The sequence below is a fragment of the Methylobacterium sp. BE186 genome (assembly GCF_031457035.1).
GTDB classification, from domain to species: Bacteria; Pseudomonadota; Alphaproteobacteria; order Rhizobiales; family Beijerinckiaceae; genus Methylobacterium; species Methylobacterium segetis.
In genome coordinates this window covers 65,821-85,186 of the sequence record NZ_JAVDVV010000023.1, presented here as the reverse complement: position 1 = coordinate 85,186, position 19,366 = coordinate 65,821, and the positions used below count along the sequence as shown (strand labels likewise).

Below are 19,366 nucleotides of genomic sequence, written 5' to 3'. Positions count from 1 at the left end.
CTGCTCGGACAGCGAGGTCGAGAGCGTGGTGGCGCATCTGAAGCGCCAGGGCCGACCCGCCTATCTCGACGCCGTCACCGCCGACGACGGGTCGGCCGAGGCGGAGAAGCCCACCCGCGGCTCGAAGGCCGACAAGGCCGAGCGCGCCGAGCGGGCGGAGGCCGAGGAGGAGGCGGACGTCGCGGTCTTCGACGTCGGCAGCTTCGTGGCCTCCGGCGGCGGCGAGGCCGGCGGCGACCTCTACGAGCAGGCGATCCAGGTGGTGCTGCGGGACAAGAAGGCCTCGACGAGCTACATCCAGCGCCGCCTCCAGATCGGCTACAACCGCGCCGCCTCCATCATGGAGCGGATGGAGATCGAGGGGATCGTCGGCCCGGCCAACCACGCCGGCAAGCGCGAGATCCTGGTCGAGGGCGGCCATCACGCCGCGTCCGGCGTGATGTACGACGACGACTGAGACGCGGACGCCGGCCAGGTGCGGCCGGCGTCGCATATTCGCCACAGGGTTCGGGCCTAAGGCTCGGGCCCGCCCCTCGACCGCCCTGCCGCACGCCCCGGAGACGCCCCCCGATGATCGGCCGCCGCCACAGCCTGCTCGCCGGTTCTCTGCTCGTCCTCGCCGGGATCCTCGCCGAGCCGCGGCCGGCGGAGGCGCAGGTCACGTCCTTCCTCGACAGCCTGTTCGGCCGCAAGGAGGAGCCGGCCCCGGCGCCGCAGCCCGCCCCGCCCGCGGCCAAGCCGCAAGCGGCCAAGCCCGCGCCGAAGGCGGCCAAGGATGCGAAGGCCGCCCCCGACAAGGCGGCGGACAAGCCCGGTACCGAGAAGACGGGCAGCCTGAAGGCCGGCGCGGGGAAGCCCGCCGCGGAGGCCAAGGAGGCCAAGGTCGCGGCGATCGGCGCGCCGAGCGCGGGTGCGGCGACCTTCGCCGACGCCGACCCCGCCACGATCCTCGCCCAGGCGAACGGCTACTTCAACGGGATGACGACACTGACCGGCACGTTCCTGCAGATCGGCGCGGACGGCCGCCGGATCGGCGGCAAGCTCACGGTGGCCAAGCCCGGGCGCCTGCGCTTCGACTACGACGAGCCCTCCCCGCTCCAGGTCGTGGCCGACGGCACCTCGGTCGCCGTGCGCGACCGCAAGCTCTCGACGCAGGACCTCTACTTCATCGCGCAGACGCCGCTGAAATTCCTGCTGCGCGAGAAGATCGACCTCGCCCGCGACCTCTCCGTCACCGACATCGCCAACGACCCGGGCGGCGTGCGCATCAGCCTGGAGGACCGCTCGACGCTGGGCGGCACCTCGAAGATCCAGCTCTTCTTCGACGCCGAGATGAAGACGCTGAGCCAGTGGCGGATCACCGACCCGCAGGGCTACCTGACGACCGTCCAGCTCACGAACCTGCAGAAGGGCAAGTCGGTCGACACGGCCCTGTTCTTTATCAATTACGGGCGGAGCGAGGACAAGGCGATGCAGCAGCAGATCCAGCAGCAGCACTGACGCCGCCCGACCCGAGCCTCCGACGTGCGCCTCACCGTCACCACCTGGAACATCAACTCGGTGCGCCTGCGCATCGACCTCGTCCTGCGCTTCCTCGCGGAGGAGCGGCCGGACGTGCTCTGCCTGCAGGAGACCAAGTGCCCGGACGACGCCTTCCCGCTCAAGGCGTTCCAGGGCTCGGGCTACGAGAACATCGTCTTCGCCGGGCAGAAGGGCTACAACGGCGTCGCGATCATCTCCCGCTTTCCCCTGCTGACGCGGGACGTGATGAGCTTCTGCGAGCGCGCCGACGCGCGACACATCTCGGCGGTGCTCGGTCGCGAGGCGGGGCCGGCCGCCGGCATCGTGCTGCACGATTTCTACGTCCCGGCCGGCGGCGACGTTCCGGATGTCGGCCTCAATCCGAAATTCGCGCACAAGATCGATTTTCTCGACGCATTGCGCCTCTGGGGCGGGCGCCGGGTGAAGGGTCCGGCGATCCTCGTCGGCGATCTCAACGTGGCGCCGCTCGAGCACGACGTCTGGTCGCACAAGCAACTCCTCGACGTGGTGAGCCACACGCCGACCGAGACCGAGCGCCTGGAGACCCTCCGCGGCGAGGCGGGCTGGGTCGATGCCGCCCGCCTGCTGACGCCGGAGCCGGAGAAGATCTACACGTGGTGGAGCTACCGCTCGCCCGACTGGGCGGCCGCCAACAAGGGGCGGCGCCTCGATCACGCCTGGGTCTCGCCGGACCTCGCCGGTACGGTGCGCAGCGTCACCGTCGCCCGACACGCCCGCGGCTGGGAGCGGCCCTCGGACCATGTGCCCGTAACGCTCGCCCTCGAACTCTGAGCACGGAACGACGCGCGGCGCGGCGGCATTCTCTCGGCACGTGGCGGGCGCTTCCGTCCCGCGAACCGAACCCGAGAGACCCGATGCGCAAGATCCTCGTCGCCTTCCTGCTCCCCAAGGTCATCCAGTACCTGCGCCGCCGCTACGGCGGCCGGCCGGGCCATCGCCCGTACTGAGCGACGACGCACGATTCGCTTGAAACGCGAGATCCCTCTCCCGCGTCGGGAGAGGGATCCTGTCGCCTCCGCCCGTAGCCCGCATAGATCGCGAGCCCCACGGCGAGCCACGCCCACAGCCGCAGCCACGTCTCCGCCGGCAGGCCCGCCATCAGGGCGAGGCAGGCGAGGATGCCGAGGCTTGCCACCCAGGGTGCCGCCGGGACCCGGAAGGGACGCACCCTTCCCGGCTCCCGCCGCCGCAGCATCAGCAGAGCCGCGCAGACCAGCGTGAAGGCCAGGAGCGTCCCGATGCTGACGAGCTCTCCGAGCACCTCGATCGGCACGAAGGCGGCGACGAGCGCCGTCGCGAGGCCGGTCAGACCCTGGCTCAGGGCGGGCGTGCGCGTCGCCTCGTGAACCCGGGCGAAGGGCTCCGGCAGCAGGCGATCGCGCGCCATCGCGTAGAAGATCCGCGTCTGACCGTAGAGCGCCGTCAGCGTCGCCGTGGTCAGGCCGACGAGCGCTCCGAGCTTGATCGCGATGGCGAAGGCGCCGAGCCCGATCGCGTCGATCGCCTTGGCGATCGGGTCCGCCACCGCGAGGTCCCGGTAGGGCACGAGGCCGGTCAGCACCGCCGCCACCGCCACGTAGAGGAGCGTCGTGACGAGGAGCGCGCCGAGGAGGCCGACCGGCAGGTCCCGCCGCGGCTCGCGGGCCTCGCCCGCCGCCGTCGCCACGGTCTCGAACCCGATGAAGGCGAAGAAGACGACGCCCGCTCCCCGCAGCACCCCGCTCCAGCCGAACTCGCCGAAGGTGCCGGTGTTCGGAGGCACGAGAGGCGACCACAGGCTTGGCTTCACGTGCCAGCCGCCGATCACGATGAAGGTGAGGATGATCGCGATCTTGAGGGCGACGAGCCACGCATTCGCCCCTGCGGCGCGCCGGTTCCCGGCGATGAGAAGCAGGGTTAGGGCGAGCACGATGCCAGCCGCCGGAAGGTTGACGAGCCCGCCGGCGCCCGGGGCGGCTGCGAGCGTGGCCGGTAGGCGAAGGCCGAGATCGGCGAGCAGGCTCTGGGCGTAGCCCGACCAGCCGACGGCGACGGTGGCAGCCGCCATCGCGAATTCGAGGACGAGGTCCCAGCCGATGATCCAGGCGGCGAGCCGCCCGAGGGTGGCGTAGGCGTAGGTGTAGGTCGAGCCCGGCACCGGGATCATCGCGGCGAGCTCCGCGTAGCACAGGCCGACGCAGGCGCTCGCGAACCCGCCAAGGAGGAACGAGATCACGAGGCCCGGCCCCGCATATTGCGCCGCCGCCGTGCCGGTCAGCACGAAGATCCCGGCCCCGATCGTGGCGCCGACGCCGATGCAGCCGAGGCCGAAGGCCGAGAGCGTGCGAGCGAGTGGCGTCCCGCCCTGCCCCGCCCCGTCGAGGATCCGGTCGATGGACTTGGGCGCGATGGGGCCGGGCACGGGCATGGTTCGGGCGGGTCTCCTGCCGGGCGATCCTAGACGGATTCGCGGGCGCAGGCGGCACAACCCGTGCCAGGGCGCCAGCCCTGCGGCGGAGGGCTGGCGCTCCCGGCGGTTTCGTGTATGGTCCGGCCCGCCTCGACCCGGTGACGGGCGGGGCTGAACCGCTTGGGACGAGACCCTGCTGGACGACATCCCGGCAGCGGCCGAGACCTGGGCCCTGAGGCCGCCCCGAGAGGGGGCAGGCCGATCCGATACCCGATACCCGAAAGGCAGATGGCGATGTCGATCACGGCAGAGCGCAAGACCGCGCTCATCAAGGAATACGCTCAGGGCGGCAAGGACACCGGCTCGCCGGAGGTCCAGGTGGCGATCCTCACCGAGCGGATCACCAACCTGACCCAGCACTTCAAGACCCACGGCAAGGACAACCATTCCCGCCGCGGCCTCCTGAAGCTGGTCTCGCAGCGCCGCTCGCTGCTCGACTACGTCAAGCGCAAGGACGAGGCCCGCTACCGGTCCCTGATCGAGCGCCTCGGCATCCGCCGCTAACACCGACCCGCGCGGTCCCGGGCCCGGCCCTGGACCGCGTTTCATCATCGGCGGGGCGGAATGCCGGCCCGTCGGATCCCCGGGCGACTTCGAGGCGCGGCGCCAGGGCAGGATCGCGAGAGGCTTCGGCTCCGGAAGCCTCTCGCCGTCTTGCCGCTGGCGGCGCCGGGTTCGCCCGACCGCATGAAGGCATGAGAGATATGTTCGACGTACAACGTGAAGAGCTGATGTGGGGCGACCGCAAGCTCGTCCTCGAGACCGGCAAGGTGGCCCGCCAGGCCGACGGCGCCGTGGTCGCCACCTACGGCGAGACCTCGGTGCTCGCCACCGTCGTCTCCGGCAAGGAGCCCAAGGCCGGCATCGACTTCCTGCCGCTCACCGTGAACTACCAGGAGCGCGCCTACGCCGCCGGCCGCATCCCGGGCGGCTACTTCAAGCGCGAGGGCCGTCCGAGCGAGAAGGAGACCCTGGTCTCCCGCCTGATCGACCGGCCGATCCGCCCGCTCTTCGTCGAGGGCTGGCGTAACGACACCCAGGTCGTCGTCACCGTCCTGACCCACGACCTCGAGAACGACCCGGACGTGGTCGCGATGGTGGCGGCCTCCGCCGCCCTGACGCTGTCCGGCGTGCCCTTCATGGGCCCCATCGGCGCGGCTCGCGTCGGCTACGTCAACGGCGGCTACAAGCTCAACCCCCTCGTGACCGAGCTGGACGAGTCGACCCTCGACCTCGTCGTGGCCGGCACCCAGGACGCCGTCCTGATGGTCGAGTCGGAGGCGAAGGAGCTCTCCGAGGACGTGATGCTCGGCGCCGTGATGTTCGGCCACAAGCACTTCCAGCCGATCATCGAGGCGATCATCCGGCTGGCCGAGAAGGCCGCCAAGGAGCCGCGCGACTTCCAGGCTCCGGAGAACGCCGACGTCGAGACGGCCGTTCTCGAGGTCTGCGAGGCGGAGCTGCGCGAGGCCTACAAGAAGACCGTCAAGCAGGAGCGCTACGCCGCCGTCGACGCCGTGAAGGCGAAGGTGGTCGCCGCCCTCTGCCCGGCCGAGGGTGAGCAGAAGTTCGCCCCCGAGAAGGTCAAGGCCGCCTTCAAGGAGGCGCAGTCGAAGGTGGTTCGCTGGAACATCCTCGACACCGGCTCGCGCATCGACGGCCGCGACGTGAAGACCGTCCGCCCGATCGTCTCCGAGGTCGGCGTGCTGCCGCGCGCCCACGGCTCGGCCCTGTTCACCCGCGGCGAGACGCAGGCGCTGGTCGTCGCGACTCTCGGGACCGGCGAGGACGAGCAGTTCATCGACGCGCTGGAAGGCACGTACAAGGAGACGTTCCTCCTGCACTACAACTTCCCGCCCTATTCGGTCGGTGAGACCGGCCGCATGGGCTCGCCCGGCCGCCGCGAGATCGGCCACGGCAAGCTTGCCTGGCGGGCGATCCATCCGGTGCTGCCGCCGGCCCACGAGTTCCCGTACACGATCCGCGTCGTGTCCGAGATCACGGAGTCGAACGGCTCCTCCTCGATGGCGTCCGTCTGCGGCGGCTCGCTGTCGCTGATGGATGCGGGCGTGCCGCTGCGCCGCCCCGTGGCCGGCATCGCGATGGGCCTCATCCTCGAGGGTGAGCGCTTCGCGGTGCTCTCCGACATCCTGGGCGACGAGGATCACCTCGGCGACATGGACTTCAAGGTGGCCGGCACGGACGAGGGCATCACCTCGCTCCAGATGGACATCAAGATCGCCGGCATCACCGAGGAGATCATGCGGGTGGCGCTGGCGCAGGCCAAGGACGGCCGCGGCCACATCCTGGCCGAGATGGCCAAGGCGCTGACCGCCGCGCGGCCCGAGCTCGGCGAGTACGCGCCGCGCATCGAGACCATGCAGATCCCGACCGACAAGATCCGCGAAGTGATCGGCACGGGCGGCAAGGTGATCCGCGAGATCGTCGAGAAGACCGGCGCCAAGATCAACATCGAGGACACCGGCATCGTGAAGATCGCCTCCTCGGACGGCAAGGCGATCAAGGCGGCCTACAACTGGATCCGCTCGATCGTGGCCGAGGCCGAGCCGGGCATGATCTACGACGGCACCGTCGTGAAGACGATGGAGTTCGGCGCCTTCGTGAACTTCTTCGGCGCCAAGGACGGCCTCGTCCACATCTCGGAACTCGCCGCCCAGCGGGTCGCCAAGGTGACCGATGTCGTCAAGGAAGGCGACAAGGTGAAGGTGAAGTTCCTCGGTCAGGACGACCGCGGCAAGATCCGCCTCTCCATGAAGGTCGTCGACCAGCAGACCGGCGAGGACCTCACCGAGAAGCTGAAGTCCCAGCGCGACGCCGAGCGGGCCGAGCGCGGGGACCAGGAGCCCCGCCGCGAGCGCGGCGAGCGCCGCAACGCCGGCGAGTAATCGCCCCGGCCACACGGAACGATGCGGAGCGCGGTCCCTCGGGGCCGCGCTTCCCGTTTGGGGGCCTCTCGCTTTGTGCTCTTCTCCGGCCGCGCGAATCGGCGCGACGGAAAGGGAGGCCGCCATGTCTGACGAACTCGTCTTCTACACGACCCCGATGTCCCGCGGCCGCATCGTCCGCTGGATGCTGGAGGAGGTCGGCGCGCCCTACCGGGCCGAGATCCTGGAATTCGGCCGCTCGACGCGCTCGGCCGAGTATCTCGCCGTCAACCCGATGGGGAAGGTCCCGGCGATCCGCCACGGCGACACCGTGGTGACCGAGACCGCCGCCATCTGCGCCTACCTCGCCGACGCCTTCCCGGAAGCCGGTCTCGCGCCGCCGCACGGCAGCCGGGCCCGCGGCCCCTATTACCGCTGGATGTTCTTCGCGGCCGGTCCCGTCGAGGCGGCCACCACCAACAAGACCCTCGGCGTCGTCGTGCCGGACGATCCGCGCATGCGCGGCATGGTCGGCTACGGCAGTCTCGCCACCGTGGTGGACGCCCTCGAAGGCGCGGTCTCGGGCCGCGACTACATCTGCGGCGACCGGTTCACGGCAGCCGACGTCTATGTCGGCGCGCATCTCGGCTGGGGCATGGCCTTCGGCACGCTGGAGAAGCGCCCGGCCTTCGAGGCCTACGTCGCGCGCCTCAACGCGCGCCCGGCCGCGATCCGGGCCCGGGAGATCGACGACCGCCTGCTCGCCGAGCGGCAGGCCGGCTGAGCCCCGCGTGCGGCGCGGCACGCCCCTGCGGAACGCCGCCCCCCGCCCTGCGTTCGCCCCGCGAGAATCCCCTCAACCGGAGACGACGCCCGATGGCGAACGCGATCATCCACGACATCTTCAGCGGCCAGCAGAACCTGACGACGACGGAGCGCGCCGTCTCGGTGGTGCTCGGTCTCGGCATCGCGGCAGCGGCCGCGCAGCCGCGCCCGAACAAGCTTCTGAGCCTCGCCGCGCTGATCGTCGGCGCCGGCCTCGCCATCCGCGGCGCGACCGGGCACTGTTCCATCAAGGCCGCCTCCGAGCATATCTGATCGGACGTCCGGCCACGAAAAAAGGGGCGCCTCGCGGCGCCCCTTTCCGTATGCGCTCCGAGCTTCGCGTCAGAGCGTGGTGGTGCGGCTGCGGCCTGCGACGAAGCCGTAGATCGCCAGGACGACGACGGCGCCGACGATGGCTCCGATGAAGCCCGCGCCCTGGTTCGGTCCGTACCAGCCGACGGCCTGACCGATGAAGGTCGCTACGAAGGCGCCGACGATGCCGAGGATGGTCGTCAGGATGAAGCCCGACGGCTCGTTGTCGCCGGGCATGAGAAACTTCGCGATGACGCCGGCGATGAAGCCGATGATGATGGTTCCGATGATCGAGAACATGGCTCGTGGATCCTGAGCTTCGCTGTAACCTGCCGAAGCAACGTGCTGACGGCTCCTCTGGTTGCGCGGGTCGCGGAAAGTTTGTCGCAGGCGGGAGGCTTCCCCGCTTCATCTCCGTGAACGCCCCTTTACGGTCCCTGCCCGCAGGCGGCACAAGGCGCGGGGGCCGAGGCGGCCCGGCAACGAGGACAGAGGCCAGTATGACGATCGAGCGTTTCGAGACGGGCCCCCGCATGAGCCAGGCCGTCGCCTACGGCGACATGGTCTATCTCGCCGGCCAGGTCGCCGCCGAGGCGGTCGGCACCGGCGTCACCGCCCAGACGCAGGCGATCCTGTCCGAGATCGACCGCCTGCTCGCGGCGGCAGGAAGCGACAAGAGCCGGATCCTCGCGGCGACGATCTACCTCGCCGACATGAGCACCTTCGCCGAGATGAACGCCGCCTGGGATGCCTGGGTCGACCGGGCGAACCCGCCTGCCCGCGCCACCGTCGAGGCGAAGCTCGCGGGCCCGCAATATCTCGTCGAGATCGTCGTGACGGCCGTGCGCCACCCGTCCGGGGACGCGCGGTGAGGCGGCGCAGCCTGATCGGGGCGGCGCTCGCCGCCCTCCTCCTGACACCCGCCGGGGCGGCGCCCGAGCGCGTCGTGAACGTCTACAACTGGTCGGACTATATCGACCCGAAGGTGCTGGAGAGCTTCACCCGCGAGACCGGCATCAAGGTGGTCTACGACACCTACGACAACAACGAGATCCTCGAGACGAAGCTGCTCGCCGGCCGCTCCGGCTACGATGTCGTCGTGCCGTCCGGGCCCTTCCTGCAGCGGCTCGTCAAGGCGGGCGCCTTCCAGCCCCTCGACAAGGGCAAGATCCCGAACCTCGCCCATGTCTGGCCCGAGATCGCGGGCCGGCTCGCCGCCTACGATCCCGGCAACGCCTACGCCGTCGACTACATGTGGGGCACGACCGGGATCGGCCTCAATCTCGGCGCGGTGCGCGAGCGCCTGGGCGCGGGAACGCCCCTCAACACGTGGAATCTCGTCCTCAATCCGGGCACGGCGAACAGGCTCAAGGATTGCGGGATCATGATGCTCGACAGCCCCGAGGACCTGATCCCCAGCATGCTGCCGACCTACGGGCTCAAGGCGGATTCGAAGCGCTGGGACGACATCACCCAGGTGACGGACGCGCTCTACAAGGTGCGCGGCACGGTGCGGAAGTTCCACTCCTCGGAGTACATCCAGGCGCTCGCCAACGGCGACATCTGCGTGGCGGTCGGCTACTCGGGCGACGTGCTTCAGGCGAAGAAGAGGGCGGACGAGGCCAAGAACGGCGTCGAGGTCGGCTACGTCATCCCGAAGGAGGGTGCGCTGATGTGGTTCGACGCCTTCGCGATCCCGAAGGACGCGCCGCACGCCGCCGAGGCCCACGCCTTCATCGACTACATGATGCGGCCGGAGGTGGCGGCGGCCAACACCAACTTCGTGTCCTACGCGAGCGGCAACCTGCCGGCCAGGAAGCTCGTGAAGCCCGAGATCCTGAACAATCCCGGCATCTATCCGGACGAGGCCACGATGCAGCGCCTGTCCACCAACACGGCCTGGGACGACCGCACCCAGCGCTTCGTCACGCGGCTCTGGACCCGGGTGCGGACGGGACGGTGAACCCCGTGCGCCGCGAGGCCCGGATCAGCCGGAGGCGATCAGCTCCTTGATCCGGGCCGCGAGCGCCTCGAGCGCGAAGGGCTTCGTCATCACGTGCATGCCGGGCTCGAGATGGCCGTTGCCCACGACGGCGTTCTCGGCATAGCCCGTGATGAAGAGCACCTTGAGGTCCGCACGCACGTGCCGCGCCGCGTCGGCCATCTGCCGGCCGTTGATTCCCCCGGGCAGGCCGACATCCGTGATGAGGAGGTCGATGCGGGCGTCCGATTGCAGGATCTTCAGGCCCGACGGCCCGTCGGCCGCCTCGATCGCGGCGTAGCCGAGCTCCTCCAGGATCTCCGTGACGAGCATCCGCACGCTCGGCTCGTCGTCGACGATCAGCACCGTCTCGCCGTCGGCGGAGCGCAGGGCGTCGGTCCGGAACTGAGGCTCGTCCGCGGCCGCCACGGCCCCGGCGTGGCGGGGCAGGTAGATGCAGACCATCGAGCCCTGGCCGACCTCCGAATAGATCCGGACCTGACCGCCGGACTGGCGGGCGAAACCGTAGATCATCGAGAGGCCGAGGCCGGTGCCCTGGCCGAGGGGCTTCGTGGTGAAGAACGGGTCGAAGGCCTTCGAAACCACCTCCGGCGTCATGCCGGTGCCCGTGTCGGAGACGCAGATCGAGATGTACTGCCCGATCGGGAGGTCCCGCTCCTTGGCGCTGCGCCAGTCGAGCCAGCGATTGCCGGTCTCGATGGTGATGCGCCCGCCCTCCGGCATGGCGTCGCGGGCGTTGATGCAGAGGTTGAGAAGCGCGTTCTCCAGCTGGTTCGGATCGACGAGGGTCGGCCAGAGCCCGCCCGCCGCGACCACCTCCAGCGTGATCGAGGGCCCGATCGTGCGGCGGATCAGCTCCTCCATCTCGACGACGAGGCGGTTGGCGTCGGTCGCCTTCGGGTCGAGGGTCTGGCGGCGGGAGAAGGCGAGCAGGCGGTGGGTCAGCGCGGCGGCGCGGCGCGCGGCGCCCTGCGCAGCGGTGACGTAGCGGTCCACGTCCCGCAGACGCCCCTGCGCGATCCGGTTGGTGAGGAGTTCGAGGCTGCCGGTGATCCCGGTGAGCAGGTTGTTGAAGTCGTGGGCGATGCCGCCCGTGAGCTGGCCCACCGCCTCCATCTTCTGCGATTGGCGAAGCTGCTCCTCGGCCCGCATCAGTTCGGCGGTCCGCTCACGGACGCGCTGCTCCAGGGTCTCGTTCAGGGCGGCGAGCGCCTCCGCGCTGACGCGAAGCTCGGCCGCGGCGCCGACGCGCTCGATATGGGCCCAGGAGCGTTCCGTCACCTCGCGGATCAGCGCGAGCTCGTCCGCCGTCCAGGCGTGCGGGAGCTTGTGGTGGATCGCCATCAGCGCCGTCAGCCGGCCCTCCTTCACGAGCGGCATGCAGATCGTCGCGGTGATGCCGATGGCCTGGAAGGTGGCGGCCTCCTCGGGCGCGAGTTCGCGCAGGTTGTCGTTGATGATCAGGGGCTCGCCGGACCGCAGGTTCCGGACGGCGAGGCGGCCGAAGGCGGCGAGGCTGTAGTGCCCGACGATGCTCGGCGAGCCCGGCGCCGCCCAGTTCCCGCGGATCGTGAACCCGTCCTGATCCTCGTCCATGTCGGCATAGGCGCAGATCGAGACGTCCATGTGCACGCCGACCATGCGCGTGGTCGTGGCCAGGAGCTCGTCGGCGCTGATGCTGGGCGCCGTCTCCCGCGCCAGGGCGTCGAGGAAGCGCAGGCGCGCCTCGTTCTTCTGGAGCGCCTCGATCGCGCGGTTGCGCTCGGTGATGTCCTGGAAGAGGACGGCGACCTGCCGACGCGAGGGCGGCTCGATCCGGAAGGCCGCGAGTTCGAGATGGCGCCCGGTCGCCACCAGCTCGCGCTGGAAGCGGATCGATCGGCCGGTTCGCAGGACGCCTCCGTAGAGCTCGACCCAGCCGTCGGCCTCCTCCCCCACCATCGTTCGCAGCGTCTGTCCGACGACGTTCTCGATGCCGGCATGCAGCGCGTAGGCGCGGTTCGCCTCGACATGGACGTAGTCGCTGAGGGGGCCGTGCGGGCCGTCGAAGAACTCGATGACGCAGTAGCCCTCGTCCATCTGCTCGAACAGGGTCCGGTAGCGCTCCTCGCGCTCGGCGAGCGCTGCGCGCTGCGCTCGCTCGTCCGTGCGGAGGCGGCCGATCTCCGCTTCCAGTTCGTCGATCCGCCGTCTCAGGCTCTCGGTCTCGCTCACGCCTGCCACCCCGTCGACCCGCGAAACGGCCCGCGAAGTGACCCTGTATGCGGAAAGGCTCCGGTTAGGAACGCTCCGGCGACGGTTCGGCTGCCGACACGAGGCCGTCCCGTGCTCCGTCCGGGCTGCCCAAGGGGGGCCGTGCGGGTGTAGGATGCCGCTCTCGGGCGGGAGGCGCCGGCCATGGACAGGCTCTCCACGAAGGTGTGCATCGTCGGCGGCGGTCCGGCCGGCATGATGGCCGCGCTCCTCCTCGCGCGGGCGGGCCTCGACGTCCTGGTCCTGGAGAAGCACGCCGACTTCCTGAGGGATTTCCGCGGCGACACGATCCATCCCTCGACCCTCGACGTGATGGAGGAACTCGGCCTGCGCCGGGCCTTTCTCGCCCTGCCGCATCGCAAGGTCGCGACGCTGACGGCCTATGTCGGGGCCGACAGTTTCGGCATCGCCGATTTCCGGCACCTGCCGACGCGCAACCGCTTCATCGCCATGATGCCCCAATGGGACTTCCTCGACTTCCTAGCCGGCGTCGGGCGGCGCTATCCGGGCTTCCGCCTGCTCATGGAGACGGAAGGCGACGCGCTGATCGAGGAGGATGGCCGCGTCGTCGGTGTCCGGGCACAGGCGCCCGCGGGCCCGATCGAGATCCGAGCCGACCTCGTCATCGCGGCGGACGGGCGCCATTCCCGCATCCGCGAGCAGGGCGGATTCGAGCGGGAGGAGTTCGGCGCGCCGATGGACGTGCTCTGGTTCCGCCTCGGCCGCCGGCCCACCGACGCCGACGCGACGGGCGGACGTTTCGGGCGGGGCAGCATCCTCGTCACCCTCGACCGGGGCGATTACTGGCAATGCGCCTACGTGGTGCCGAAAGGCGGCGACGCGGATCTGAGGGCGCGCGGTCTCGACGCGTTCCGCGCCGCGGTGGCGGGCCTTGCGCCGTTCCTCGCCGACCGGGTCTGCGAGCTTGAGGATTGGGGAGCGGTGAAGCTCCTCACCGTCCGTGTCGATCGGTTGAAGCGCTGGCACCGACCGGGTCTGCTCTGCATCGGGGACGCCGCGCACGCGATGTCGCCGATCGGCGGCGTCGGGGTGAACCTCGCGGTTCAGGACGCGGTGGCGGCCGCGAACCTCCTCAGCGCGCCGCTCCTCGAAGGGCGCCTGACGGAGGACGATCTCGCCAAGGTGCAGGCCCGGCGGATGCCGCCGACGCGCATGACCCAGCGCCTCCAGCGCCTCGTACAGGACCGGGTCATCGCCCGCGTCCTCGACGGGTCCGGCGCGCCGCTCGCGCCACCCCTGGCGCTACGCCTCCTCGGCCGGGTGCCCTGGTTGCAGCGATTGCCGGCCCGCCTCGTCGGGCTCGGCTTCCGCCCCGAGCACGTCTCGGTTCCTCAGGCCGTCGCGCCGTAGACGCGGTCGGCCCGGCTCTCGAAGGCGTCGGTGAACTTGCGGAAGGCCTTGTCGAACATCTTGCCCATCAGGAGGCCGAGGGCGAAGCTCTTGAATTCGTAGGTGATGAAGAAGTCGATGCTGCAGCCGCCGTTCGGCCCCGGCTTGAACGCCCAGCGGTTCTCCAAGTGCCGGAAGGGACCGTCGATATACTCGGCGGTGATCTTCAGCGCCGCCCGGTCGAGCGTGACGCGGGTGGTGAAGCGCTCGCGGATCGCCTTGTAGCCGACCGCCATCTCGGCGACGAGGACCTCGACGCCCTCGCCCGGTCCCGGCTGCCGCCTGAGCACGCGCAGGGATTCGCACAGCGGCAGGAATTCGGGGTAGCGCTCGACGTCGGCCACGAGGTCGTACATCTGCTCGGGGCTGTGGCGCACCGCGCGCGTGATGCGGAAGGAGGGCATCGGGGATCCGGGTTCAGGCCTGGAGGCGGGCGAGGCGGGCCGCCTTGAGCCGGGCGAAATCGTCGCCGGCATGGTGGGAGGAGCGGGTGAGCGGGGTCGCCGAGACGAGCAGGAAACCCTTGGCGTAGGCGGTGGTCTCGTAGCCCTTGAACTCGTCCGGGGGAACGAAGCGCACGACCTCGTGGTGCTTCTTCGTCGGCTGCAGGTACTGGCCGATGGTCAGGAAGTCCACGTCGGCCGAGCGCAGATCATCCATGAGCTGCACGACCTCGTTCCGCTCCTCGCCGAGGCCGACCATGATCCCGGATTTGGTGAAGATGGTCGGATCAAGCTCCTTCACCCGTTGCAGGAGGCGCACCGAGTGGAAGTAGCGGGCACCCGGCCGCACGGTCAGATAATTGCCCGGCACCGTTTCGAGATTGTGGTTGAACACGTCCGGCTTGGCCGCGACCACGACCTCCAGCGCCGCATCCTTCCGCAGGAAATCGGGGGTGAGGATCTCGACCGTGGTGCCCGGGCTGCGGACCCGGATCGCCGCGATGGTGCGCGCGAAGTGCTCCGCTCCCCCGTCCGCGAGGTCGTCCCGGTCGACGCTCGTGATCACGACGTGGTGCAGGCCGAGCTTGGCCACCGCATCGGCGATCTTCTCGGGCTCGTCCGGATCGAGGGCGCCGGGCAGGCCGGTCCGCACGTTGCAGAAGGCGCAGGCCCGCGTGCAGGTGTCGCCCATGATCATGAAGGTGGCGTGCCGCTTCTCCCAGCACTCGCCGATATTCGGGCAGCCCGCCTCCTCGCAGACGGTGACGAGGCCGTGCTCGCGCACGATGGCGCGGGTCTCGGCATAGGCCGGCGATCCCGGCGCCTTCACGCGGATCCAGTCGGGCTTGCGCGCCTGCACCGGCTGGTCCGGCCTGTGCGCCTTCTCCGGGTGGCGCAGGCGGACGGGGGTGGCCGGACGGGGATCGTTCTGGAGGAGATCGAGGACGACGGCCATGCCACACCGCGCGAGGACTTGGCCCACGCTCGAGGGCGGGGCGTCGGATGATCCTGGGATCGGAACCCCTGACTTAGGGCCTCCCGGGCGCGCCCGCAAACCGGCGCGGCGGCGCGTCGCGACAGGCGCGCCCGTCAGTAACGCATGCTGCGCCCGCGGATGGCCCGGTAGATCGTGATGATGATGACGGCACCGATCGTCGCGGAGAGCAGGTTCCGCCAGAAGCCGAACACCGCGATGTCGAGCTTGGCCGCGAGGAAGTTGCCGAGCAGGCCGCCGAGGATGCCCATGATGATGTTCGAGAACAGGCCCATGTCGGCCGAGGTGAACTTCTCCGCGAGCCAGCCCGCGATCGCCCCGATGAGGATCGCCATCAGGAAGCCGACCCCGGGCTGTCCGAGCGCGCCGTAGACCTGTCCGTCCATGTAGCCGATCCCCTGCTTTGGTGGTGGCGGAGCATGGTCCGAAGCCGCACCGGGAGTCCAGCCTGCGGGCACCGCGGGGCGCTGCCCGACGGCCGTGCAGGGAACCGGAACCGTGTTCGGAGGGCTGCCGTTACAGGCGGCATTCGGGTGCCGGAGGCGGCGCCCCCACCATCGAAGGGACAGGCCCCGTGACCATCAGAACCGTTCTCGCCGCAATCCTCGTCGCCGGCCTCCCGAGCCTCGCCCTGGCCCAGGAGACGGCCAAGCCCGAGATGGCCAAGCCCGAGATGGCCAAGCCCGAGGCGGCGCCCTCGGCCACGGCCTCGCCGACGCCGAACTCGTCCTCCGCCGCGGCGGTCGCCGAGGGCGGTATGAAGATGGCCGACAGCGCCACCGCGAAGGTGCAGTTCATCACGACCCAGCCCGCCGACACCCTCACGTCGAAGCTCGTCGGCCTCACCGTCTACAACAACAGCAACGAGACGGTCGGCGAGATCGAGGATTTCGTGATCCTCGACGGCAAGACGATCCACGCCGTTATCATCGGCGTCGGCGGCTTCCTCGGCATTGGGGAGCGCTACGTTGCGGTCAGCCCGGCGAGCGTCACGCTGTCGAAGAAGGACGACAGGCTGCGCGCCCTCGTCAACACATCGAAGGACGAGCTCAAGAACGCTCCCGCCTTCGAGTACAAGAAGAAGTCCTGAGGCGCGGCGGGTCCCCGTCCGCGCAATGCGCACGCGGGCCTCGCGTCCCGTGCATGGACGGGGACCCGTAGGGCGCTCCCCGAACCCGTCAAGAATTTCCTAACACGAGGTTCACGGCTACGCTTGTCCACAGTGATGGATGAATCGGAGCGGTGATGGTCTCGGCGTTGCGCAGGGCGGTACGGTGGCGGCAGGCGATGCGGGAACGGGACCTGCGCCTCGGCACGAGCGGCTGCGCCAGGGCGCCGGCCGCGGAGAGCCGGGAGACCCCGTCTTCCCCAGGGCGCGGCCTCACGGCGCGCGAACTGATCCGGATGGCGCAGGCTGCCCGGCGCAGCCCGCAGGCGGGGCTCGGCGCGGAGCGCGAGGGCTGAACGGCGGCGCCGGACGCCGGTCCGGCGCTGCCGCCCGATGGCGCGCCGCTTCCCTGACAGAGGGGTCCGGACCGTCCTGCGCCGAGACGCAGGATGCGGGCCGGGATGGAGGGCGTCAGCCGTGGCCGGCCATGCTCAGGGCCACCACCCGGCAGATGTTGCGGGCGGGCTCGTTGAGGATCGTCTGCGCAGCCGTGATCTCCCGCTCCGGCCGAGTCGGGGTAGCCGCTGCCACCGTCGCGGCCGCGGGCACCGGTTCCGGAGCGCCGCGCCCGCGCTTCTCGTAGAAGGCATTGCCCCCGGCGAGCGCCACGTAATGCATGTTGCCGTAGGGGTAGCGGCGCCCGGCCGTGTGGAAGAACATGGCGCGGCCCACTTGCGGATGGCGCTCGCCGGCGAGCACGGCGTCGGCCACCTGCTCGATGCGCGGCCGGTCCTGCGCCCGCATCGGCTTCGTCAGGACGCCGGTGGCGAATTGCCGGGGCTGGCCGACCACGTCGCAGATCCGGTTCGGGTAGGCGGTCGCGTCCACGCGGTTCATCACCACGGTGCCGACCGCGAGCAGGCCCTCCTCGTCGCTGCGGTTCGATTCGAAGTACATGGCGCGGGCGAGGCAATCGCGCTCGGCCGGAGTCGCCGCGACGGGCGTGGCCCGGCCGATCGATCCCGTTGTCAAATCAGTATTCGGGCTGAGTTGGCAGGCGCCGAGGCCCGGCAATGCAAGAACAAGTCCAAGATAGACGGCCGATCTCGTGCCCCGGATAGCCTGCATGCAGCCCCTCTCGACCTCTGTTTCGAATCGTTGCCGTCAGTGATGCCTGAAGCCAAGCTTGATGGCAAATCGGCTATAGCCTGAGGGTGCTCGCGCAGGACTTTCCGGAGACCCTTCGGAAGCGCAGGCGCGGCTTCGTGAACAGGCTGCGGAGGCTGGCCTAACCTGCTGGCGCCGCTGCCCTTCCGTGGCCGTGGCCCCGCCGGCCCGCCGCGCTTGGCCGGGCCGGTGTTGCCGTCCTGTTCTTGTGGGCCTGCGCGGGATCGTGTCTACCGCCGGTCCTTGCCCGCCCTGCGGGCAAACCCTGCGAATCGGGAGCCTCCCTTGCCTCACACGAACGCCGGCGGATCACGTCGCGGTGCGCGGTTCGGCTTCTCGCGCGCGCGCCACGGGTCGTCCCGCAGGGTGTTGCTCGCGGCTCTTCTCCTCGCGACCGTGCCGGCCCAGGCGGAGACCTTCGCCTGCATCACCAAGGGTGCGACCACCGTATTGAAGGACGGCAGCCCCGAGGTGGTCGATGCTGTCGAGGGCAAGGGTGTCTCGGTCAGCCTCGAGGCGAAGGGGATGAGCCTCGTCCTCATCAACGATTCGAACAGCGCGGTCGCCCGCTTCGCCTGCCGTCGGGATCGGCTACGGTCCAGCGTCGTCGAGTGCACGCGACCCGACGAGACCCTGCGCCTCAACCGGCGCACCGGTGTGATGCTGCGAACCGTCACGACGAAGGGCGTGGATTTCGTGCTCTCCCTCGTCCTGGTCTGCACCCGCCCGAAATCGGCGCCGCCAGCGAGCGGCTAACCCCTTCGCGGTGGGGCGGCCTGCCGCCCCAGGATTTCCTGCGCGGGGCCGAGGAAGGCGCTCGTCGGCACCGCGAAGGAGGGACCCGGCGGTCCGCCGGCCCGGGGACCGGCGACGAGGACGCCGATCACCGTCGGCTGACCGTCCTCGACCTGAAGCAGGGCCGATCCGGATTCGCCCGGAATCGCGCGGCAATCGTGGACGAGGAGCGGGGCCGGCCCCTCCGTGAGGCGAGCGGCGCAGCTCCTCTGCGCGCTCATGAGCTGGGAGGTCGTGCGTCGATAGCCCGCCCGCTGGATGTCGATCCGGGTCCTGCGCTCCCCGCCGGCGGCAACGAGGTGCTCCAGGGCCAGGGGCTTGATCGGGATCGGGCTCGCGAGCTCGATCAAGGCCCAGTCATTCGGCATGTTCGGCCGACTCGTCCCGTAGGCATAGGTGTAGTCGGGCGGCTTCCGCACGCTGCTGGCGAGGGCGTGAGCGAGATAGCGACCCTGATCGTAGCCGGCCACGAAGTGGATCGAGTCCGGCTCGACCCAGCGTCGGCGCGCCCGATCCCAGAGACAATGCGCGGCTGTCAGGACGAGGCGGGGCCCGATCAGCGTCGCCGTGCAGAATTGCCGGCTTCCCGGCCCCGTCACGACGTTGAGCTTGCCGATCGCGGCGAAGGGCCAGCGAGCGGGATCGACCGTGATCTCCTCGGCCAGAGCGGTCTCGCCCGCGAGAATGAACCCCGCGAGGATCAGGCAGACTCGGGACGGCCCCCGCACGCGAAATCCTCCCCGGCGCACCGCCGGCTCCGCCCGGCAGATAGCCCGGGAGCACCGTGCGTCAAGCCGGCAGAGCCGCTCAGGCCGCGATGCCGGCGGTCTGGGGACTCGGCGCGGTGGCGGGGCGGTCCTCGTCGAGCCACTGAGCCGAGAGGTGGATGGCTGCCGCGTGCACGATGTGTCCGCTGCCGTCACGCACCGTCACGCGCAGGCCGCGATGCAGGTGCCGTTGGGGCCAATCGCCCGCGATCTCGCACAGGACGCGCAGGGCCTCATCCGAGACGGCGCCCCGGTCGACGCATTCCGCGCCGTACTCGTCGAGGGTCGTCACCTGGCTGTCGTGAACGTCGAAGAAGTAGCGGGCCATGGGTGCATCCGGCGAGTCGACGAGGGTTGGCTGGCGCGTCACCAGCGCGATGCGAAGCGCGGTCG

22 protein-coding genes are annotated in these 19,366 nt (G+C 70.2%); 13 read left to right on the top strand and 9 right to left on the bottom strand.

The genetic code is table 11. The features are described 5' to 3' along the window. The 3 genes from J2X36_RS20410 to J2X36_RS20400 form a co-directional block, all read left to right on the top strand. On the top strand, positions 1 to 457 hold a 457-nt coding region (locus J2X36_RS20410; RefSeq protein WP_310353149.1), incomplete at its 5' end, for a DNA translocase FtsK. A gap of 113 nt (positions 458 to 570) precedes the next feature. After that, positions 571 to 1,500: an outer-membrane lipoprotein carrier protein LolA gene (locus tag J2X36_RS20405; protein WP_132254970.1), complete on the top strand. Its 930-nt coding sequence runs from the start codon at positions 571 to 573 to the stop codon at positions 1,498 to 1,500. A 24-nt stretch (positions 1,501 to 1,524) separates the two neighbouring features. Beyond that, the gene (locus J2X36_RS20400; protein WP_132254971.1) at positions 1,525 to 2,334 is read left to right on the top strand and encodes an exodeoxyribonuclease III; all 810 of its coding nucleotides are present in this window, start codon (positions 1,525 to 1,527) and stop codon (positions 2,332 to 2,334) included. Positions 2,335 to 2,476: 142 nt separating this feature from the next. On the opposite strand, the gene J2X36_RS20395 is transcribed toward J2X36_RS20400, so the two are convergent. After that, complete coding sequence (locus tag J2X36_RS20395; RefSeq protein ID WP_310353145.1) at positions 2,477 to 3,970, bottom strand: amino acid permease; 1,494 nt, start codon at positions 3,968 to 3,970, stop codon at positions 2,477 to 2,479. Between the two features lie 276 nt (positions 3,971 to 4,246). On the opposite strand from J2X36_RS20395, the gene rpsO reads away from it, so the two are divergent. From rpsO to J2X36_RS20375, 4 genes are all read left to right on the top strand, one after another. Further along, positions 4,247 to 4,516, top strand: a complete 270-nt coding sequence (gene rpsO, locus J2X36_RS20390) for a 30S ribosomal protein S15 (RefSeq protein WP_132254973.1) — start codon at positions 4,247 to 4,249, stop codon at positions 4,514 to 4,516. Positions 4,517 to 4,716: 200 nt separating this feature from the next. Then, a complete protein-coding gene (gene pnp / locus J2X36_RS20385) occupies positions 4,717 to 6,918 on the top strand; it encodes a polyribonucleotide nucleotidyltransferase (RefSeq protein WP_132254974.1) in 2,202 nt (733 codons plus the stop codon). Positions 6,919 to 7,042: 124 nt separating this feature from the next. Beyond that, a complete protein-coding gene (locus J2X36_RS20380; protein ID WP_310353140.1) occupies positions 7,043 to 7,681 on the top strand; it encodes a glutathione S-transferase family protein in 639 nt (212 codons plus the stop codon). Positions 7,682 to 7,773: 92 nt separating this feature from the next. Further along, the gene (locus J2X36_RS20375) at positions 7,774 to 7,995 is read left to right on the top strand and encodes a DUF2892 domain-containing protein (RefSeq protein ID WP_132254976.1); all 222 of its coding nucleotides are present in this window, start codon (positions 7,774 to 7,776) and stop codon (positions 7,993 to 7,995) included. 69 nt (positions 7,996 to 8,064) lie between these two features. Here J2X36_RS20375 and J2X36_RS20370 read toward each other — a convergent pair whose 3' ends face one another. Then, entirely contained in the window at positions 8,065 to 8,334 is a 270-nt protein-coding gene (locus J2X36_RS20370; RefSeq protein WP_132254977.1) for a GlsB/YeaQ/YmgE family stress response membrane protein, read from the bottom strand. A 200-nt stretch (positions 8,335 to 8,534) separates the two neighbouring features. Here J2X36_RS20370 and J2X36_RS20365 point away from each other — a divergent pair, with 200 nt between their 5' ends. Together J2X36_RS20365 and J2X36_RS20360 are read left to right on the top strand one after the other, a co-directional pair. Then, positions 8,535 to 8,906 carry a RidA family protein gene (locus tag J2X36_RS20365; protein WP_132254978.1) on the top strand — a complete coding sequence of 124 codons (372 nt, stop codon included), beginning with the start codon at positions 8,535 to 8,537 and terminating at the stop codon, positions 8,904 to 8,906. Further along, positions 8,903 to 9,997 carry a polyamine ABC transporter substrate-binding protein gene (locus tag J2X36_RS20360; protein WP_405029828.1) on the top strand — a complete coding sequence of 365 codons (1,095 nt, stop codon included), beginning with the start codon at positions 8,903 to 8,905 and terminating at the stop codon, positions 9,995 to 9,997. Before J2X36_RS20365 ends, J2X36_RS20360 begins: the two co-directional genes overlap by 4 nt. Before the next feature lie 24 nt (positions 9,998 to 10,021). Here J2X36_RS20360 and J2X36_RS20355 read toward each other — a convergent pair whose 3' ends face one another. After that, positions 10,022 to 12,250, bottom strand: a complete 2,229-nt coding sequence (locus J2X36_RS20355) for an ATP-binding protein (RefSeq protein WP_310353134.1) — start codon at positions 12,248 to 12,250, stop codon at positions 10,022 to 10,024. A 183-nt stretch (positions 12,251 to 12,433) separates the two neighbouring features. Here J2X36_RS20355 and J2X36_RS20350 point away from each other — a divergent pair, with 183 nt between their 5' ends. Further along, a complete protein-coding gene (locus J2X36_RS20350) occupies positions 12,434 to 13,660 on the top strand; it encodes an FAD-dependent oxidoreductase (RefSeq protein WP_310353131.1) in 1,227 nt (408 codons plus the stop codon). Here the strand turns inward: J2X36_RS20350 and J2X36_RS20345 are convergent. The 3 genes from J2X36_RS20345 to J2X36_RS20335 all read right to left on the bottom strand — a co-directional run bounded on the left by J2X36_RS20345 (position 13,642) and on the right by J2X36_RS20335 (position 15,522). Next, the gene (locus J2X36_RS20345) at positions 13,642 to 14,103 is read right to left on the bottom strand and encodes a type II toxin-antitoxin system RatA family toxin (RefSeq protein ID WP_132254981.1); all 462 of its coding nucleotides are present in this window, start codon (positions 14,101 to 14,103) and stop codon (positions 13,642 to 13,644) included. The genes J2X36_RS20350 and J2X36_RS20345 overlap by 19 nt on opposite strands. Positions 14,104 to 14,116: 13 nt before the next feature. Next, complete coding sequence (lipA, locus tag J2X36_RS20340) at positions 14,117 to 15,097, bottom strand: lipoyl synthase (RefSeq protein ID WP_310353128.1); 981 nt, start codon at positions 15,095 to 15,097, stop codon at positions 14,117 to 14,119. Positions 15,098 to 15,231: 134 nt separating this feature from the next. After that, complete coding sequence (locus J2X36_RS20335) at positions 15,232 to 15,522, bottom strand: GlsB/YeaQ/YmgE family stress response membrane protein (RefSeq protein WP_132254983.1); 291 nt, start codon at positions 15,520 to 15,522, stop codon at positions 15,232 to 15,234. Between the two features lie 188 nt (positions 15,523 to 15,710). Here J2X36_RS20335 and J2X36_RS20330 point away from each other — a divergent pair, with 188 nt between their 5' ends. Further along, positions 15,711 to 16,226, top strand: a complete 516-nt coding sequence (locus J2X36_RS20330; RefSeq protein WP_132254984.1) for a PRC-barrel domain-containing protein — start codon at positions 15,711 to 15,713, stop codon at positions 16,224 to 16,226. A gap of 155 nt (positions 16,227 to 16,381) precedes the next feature. Further along, on the top strand, positions 16,382 to 16,600 hold the full coding sequence (locus tag J2X36_RS20325; RefSeq protein ID WP_310353124.1) for a hypothetical protein: 219 nt from the start codon (positions 16,382 to 16,384) through the stop codon (positions 16,598 to 16,600). 115 nt (positions 16,601 to 16,715) lie between these two features. On the opposite strand, the gene J2X36_RS20320 is transcribed toward J2X36_RS20325, so the two are convergent. Further along, positions 16,716 to 17,276, bottom strand: a complete 561-nt coding sequence (locus J2X36_RS20320) for a cell wall hydrolase (RefSeq protein ID WP_405029827.1) — start codon at positions 17,274 to 17,276, stop codon at positions 16,716 to 16,718. A 420-nt stretch (positions 17,277 to 17,696) separates the two neighbouring features. Between J2X36_RS20320 and J2X36_RS20315 the strand changes: the two genes are divergently transcribed. Then, the gene (locus tag J2X36_RS20315) at positions 17,697 to 18,167 is read left to right on the top strand and encodes a hypothetical protein (protein WP_310353120.1); all 471 of its coding nucleotides are present in this window, start codon (positions 17,697 to 17,699) and stop codon (positions 18,165 to 18,167) included. Here J2X36_RS20315 and J2X36_RS20310 read toward each other — a convergent pair. Both J2X36_RS20310 and J2X36_RS20305 read right to left on the bottom strand, forming a co-directional pair. Further along, positions 18,164 to 18,934 carry a trypsin-like serine protease gene (locus J2X36_RS20310; RefSeq protein ID WP_310353119.1) on the bottom strand — a complete coding sequence of 257 codons (771 nt, stop codon included), beginning with the start codon at positions 18,932 to 18,934 and terminating at the stop codon, positions 18,164 to 18,166. The two genes, J2X36_RS20315 and J2X36_RS20310, sit on opposite strands and share 4 nt — an antisense overlap. A gap of 79 nt (positions 18,935 to 19,013) precedes the next feature. After that, positions 19,014 to 19,301: a DUF6894 family protein gene (locus tag J2X36_RS20305; protein WP_310353116.1), complete on the bottom strand. Its 288-nt coding sequence runs from the start codon at positions 19,299 to 19,301 to the stop codon at positions 19,014 to 19,016. Positions 19,302 to 19,366: the final 65 nt, after the last annotated feature.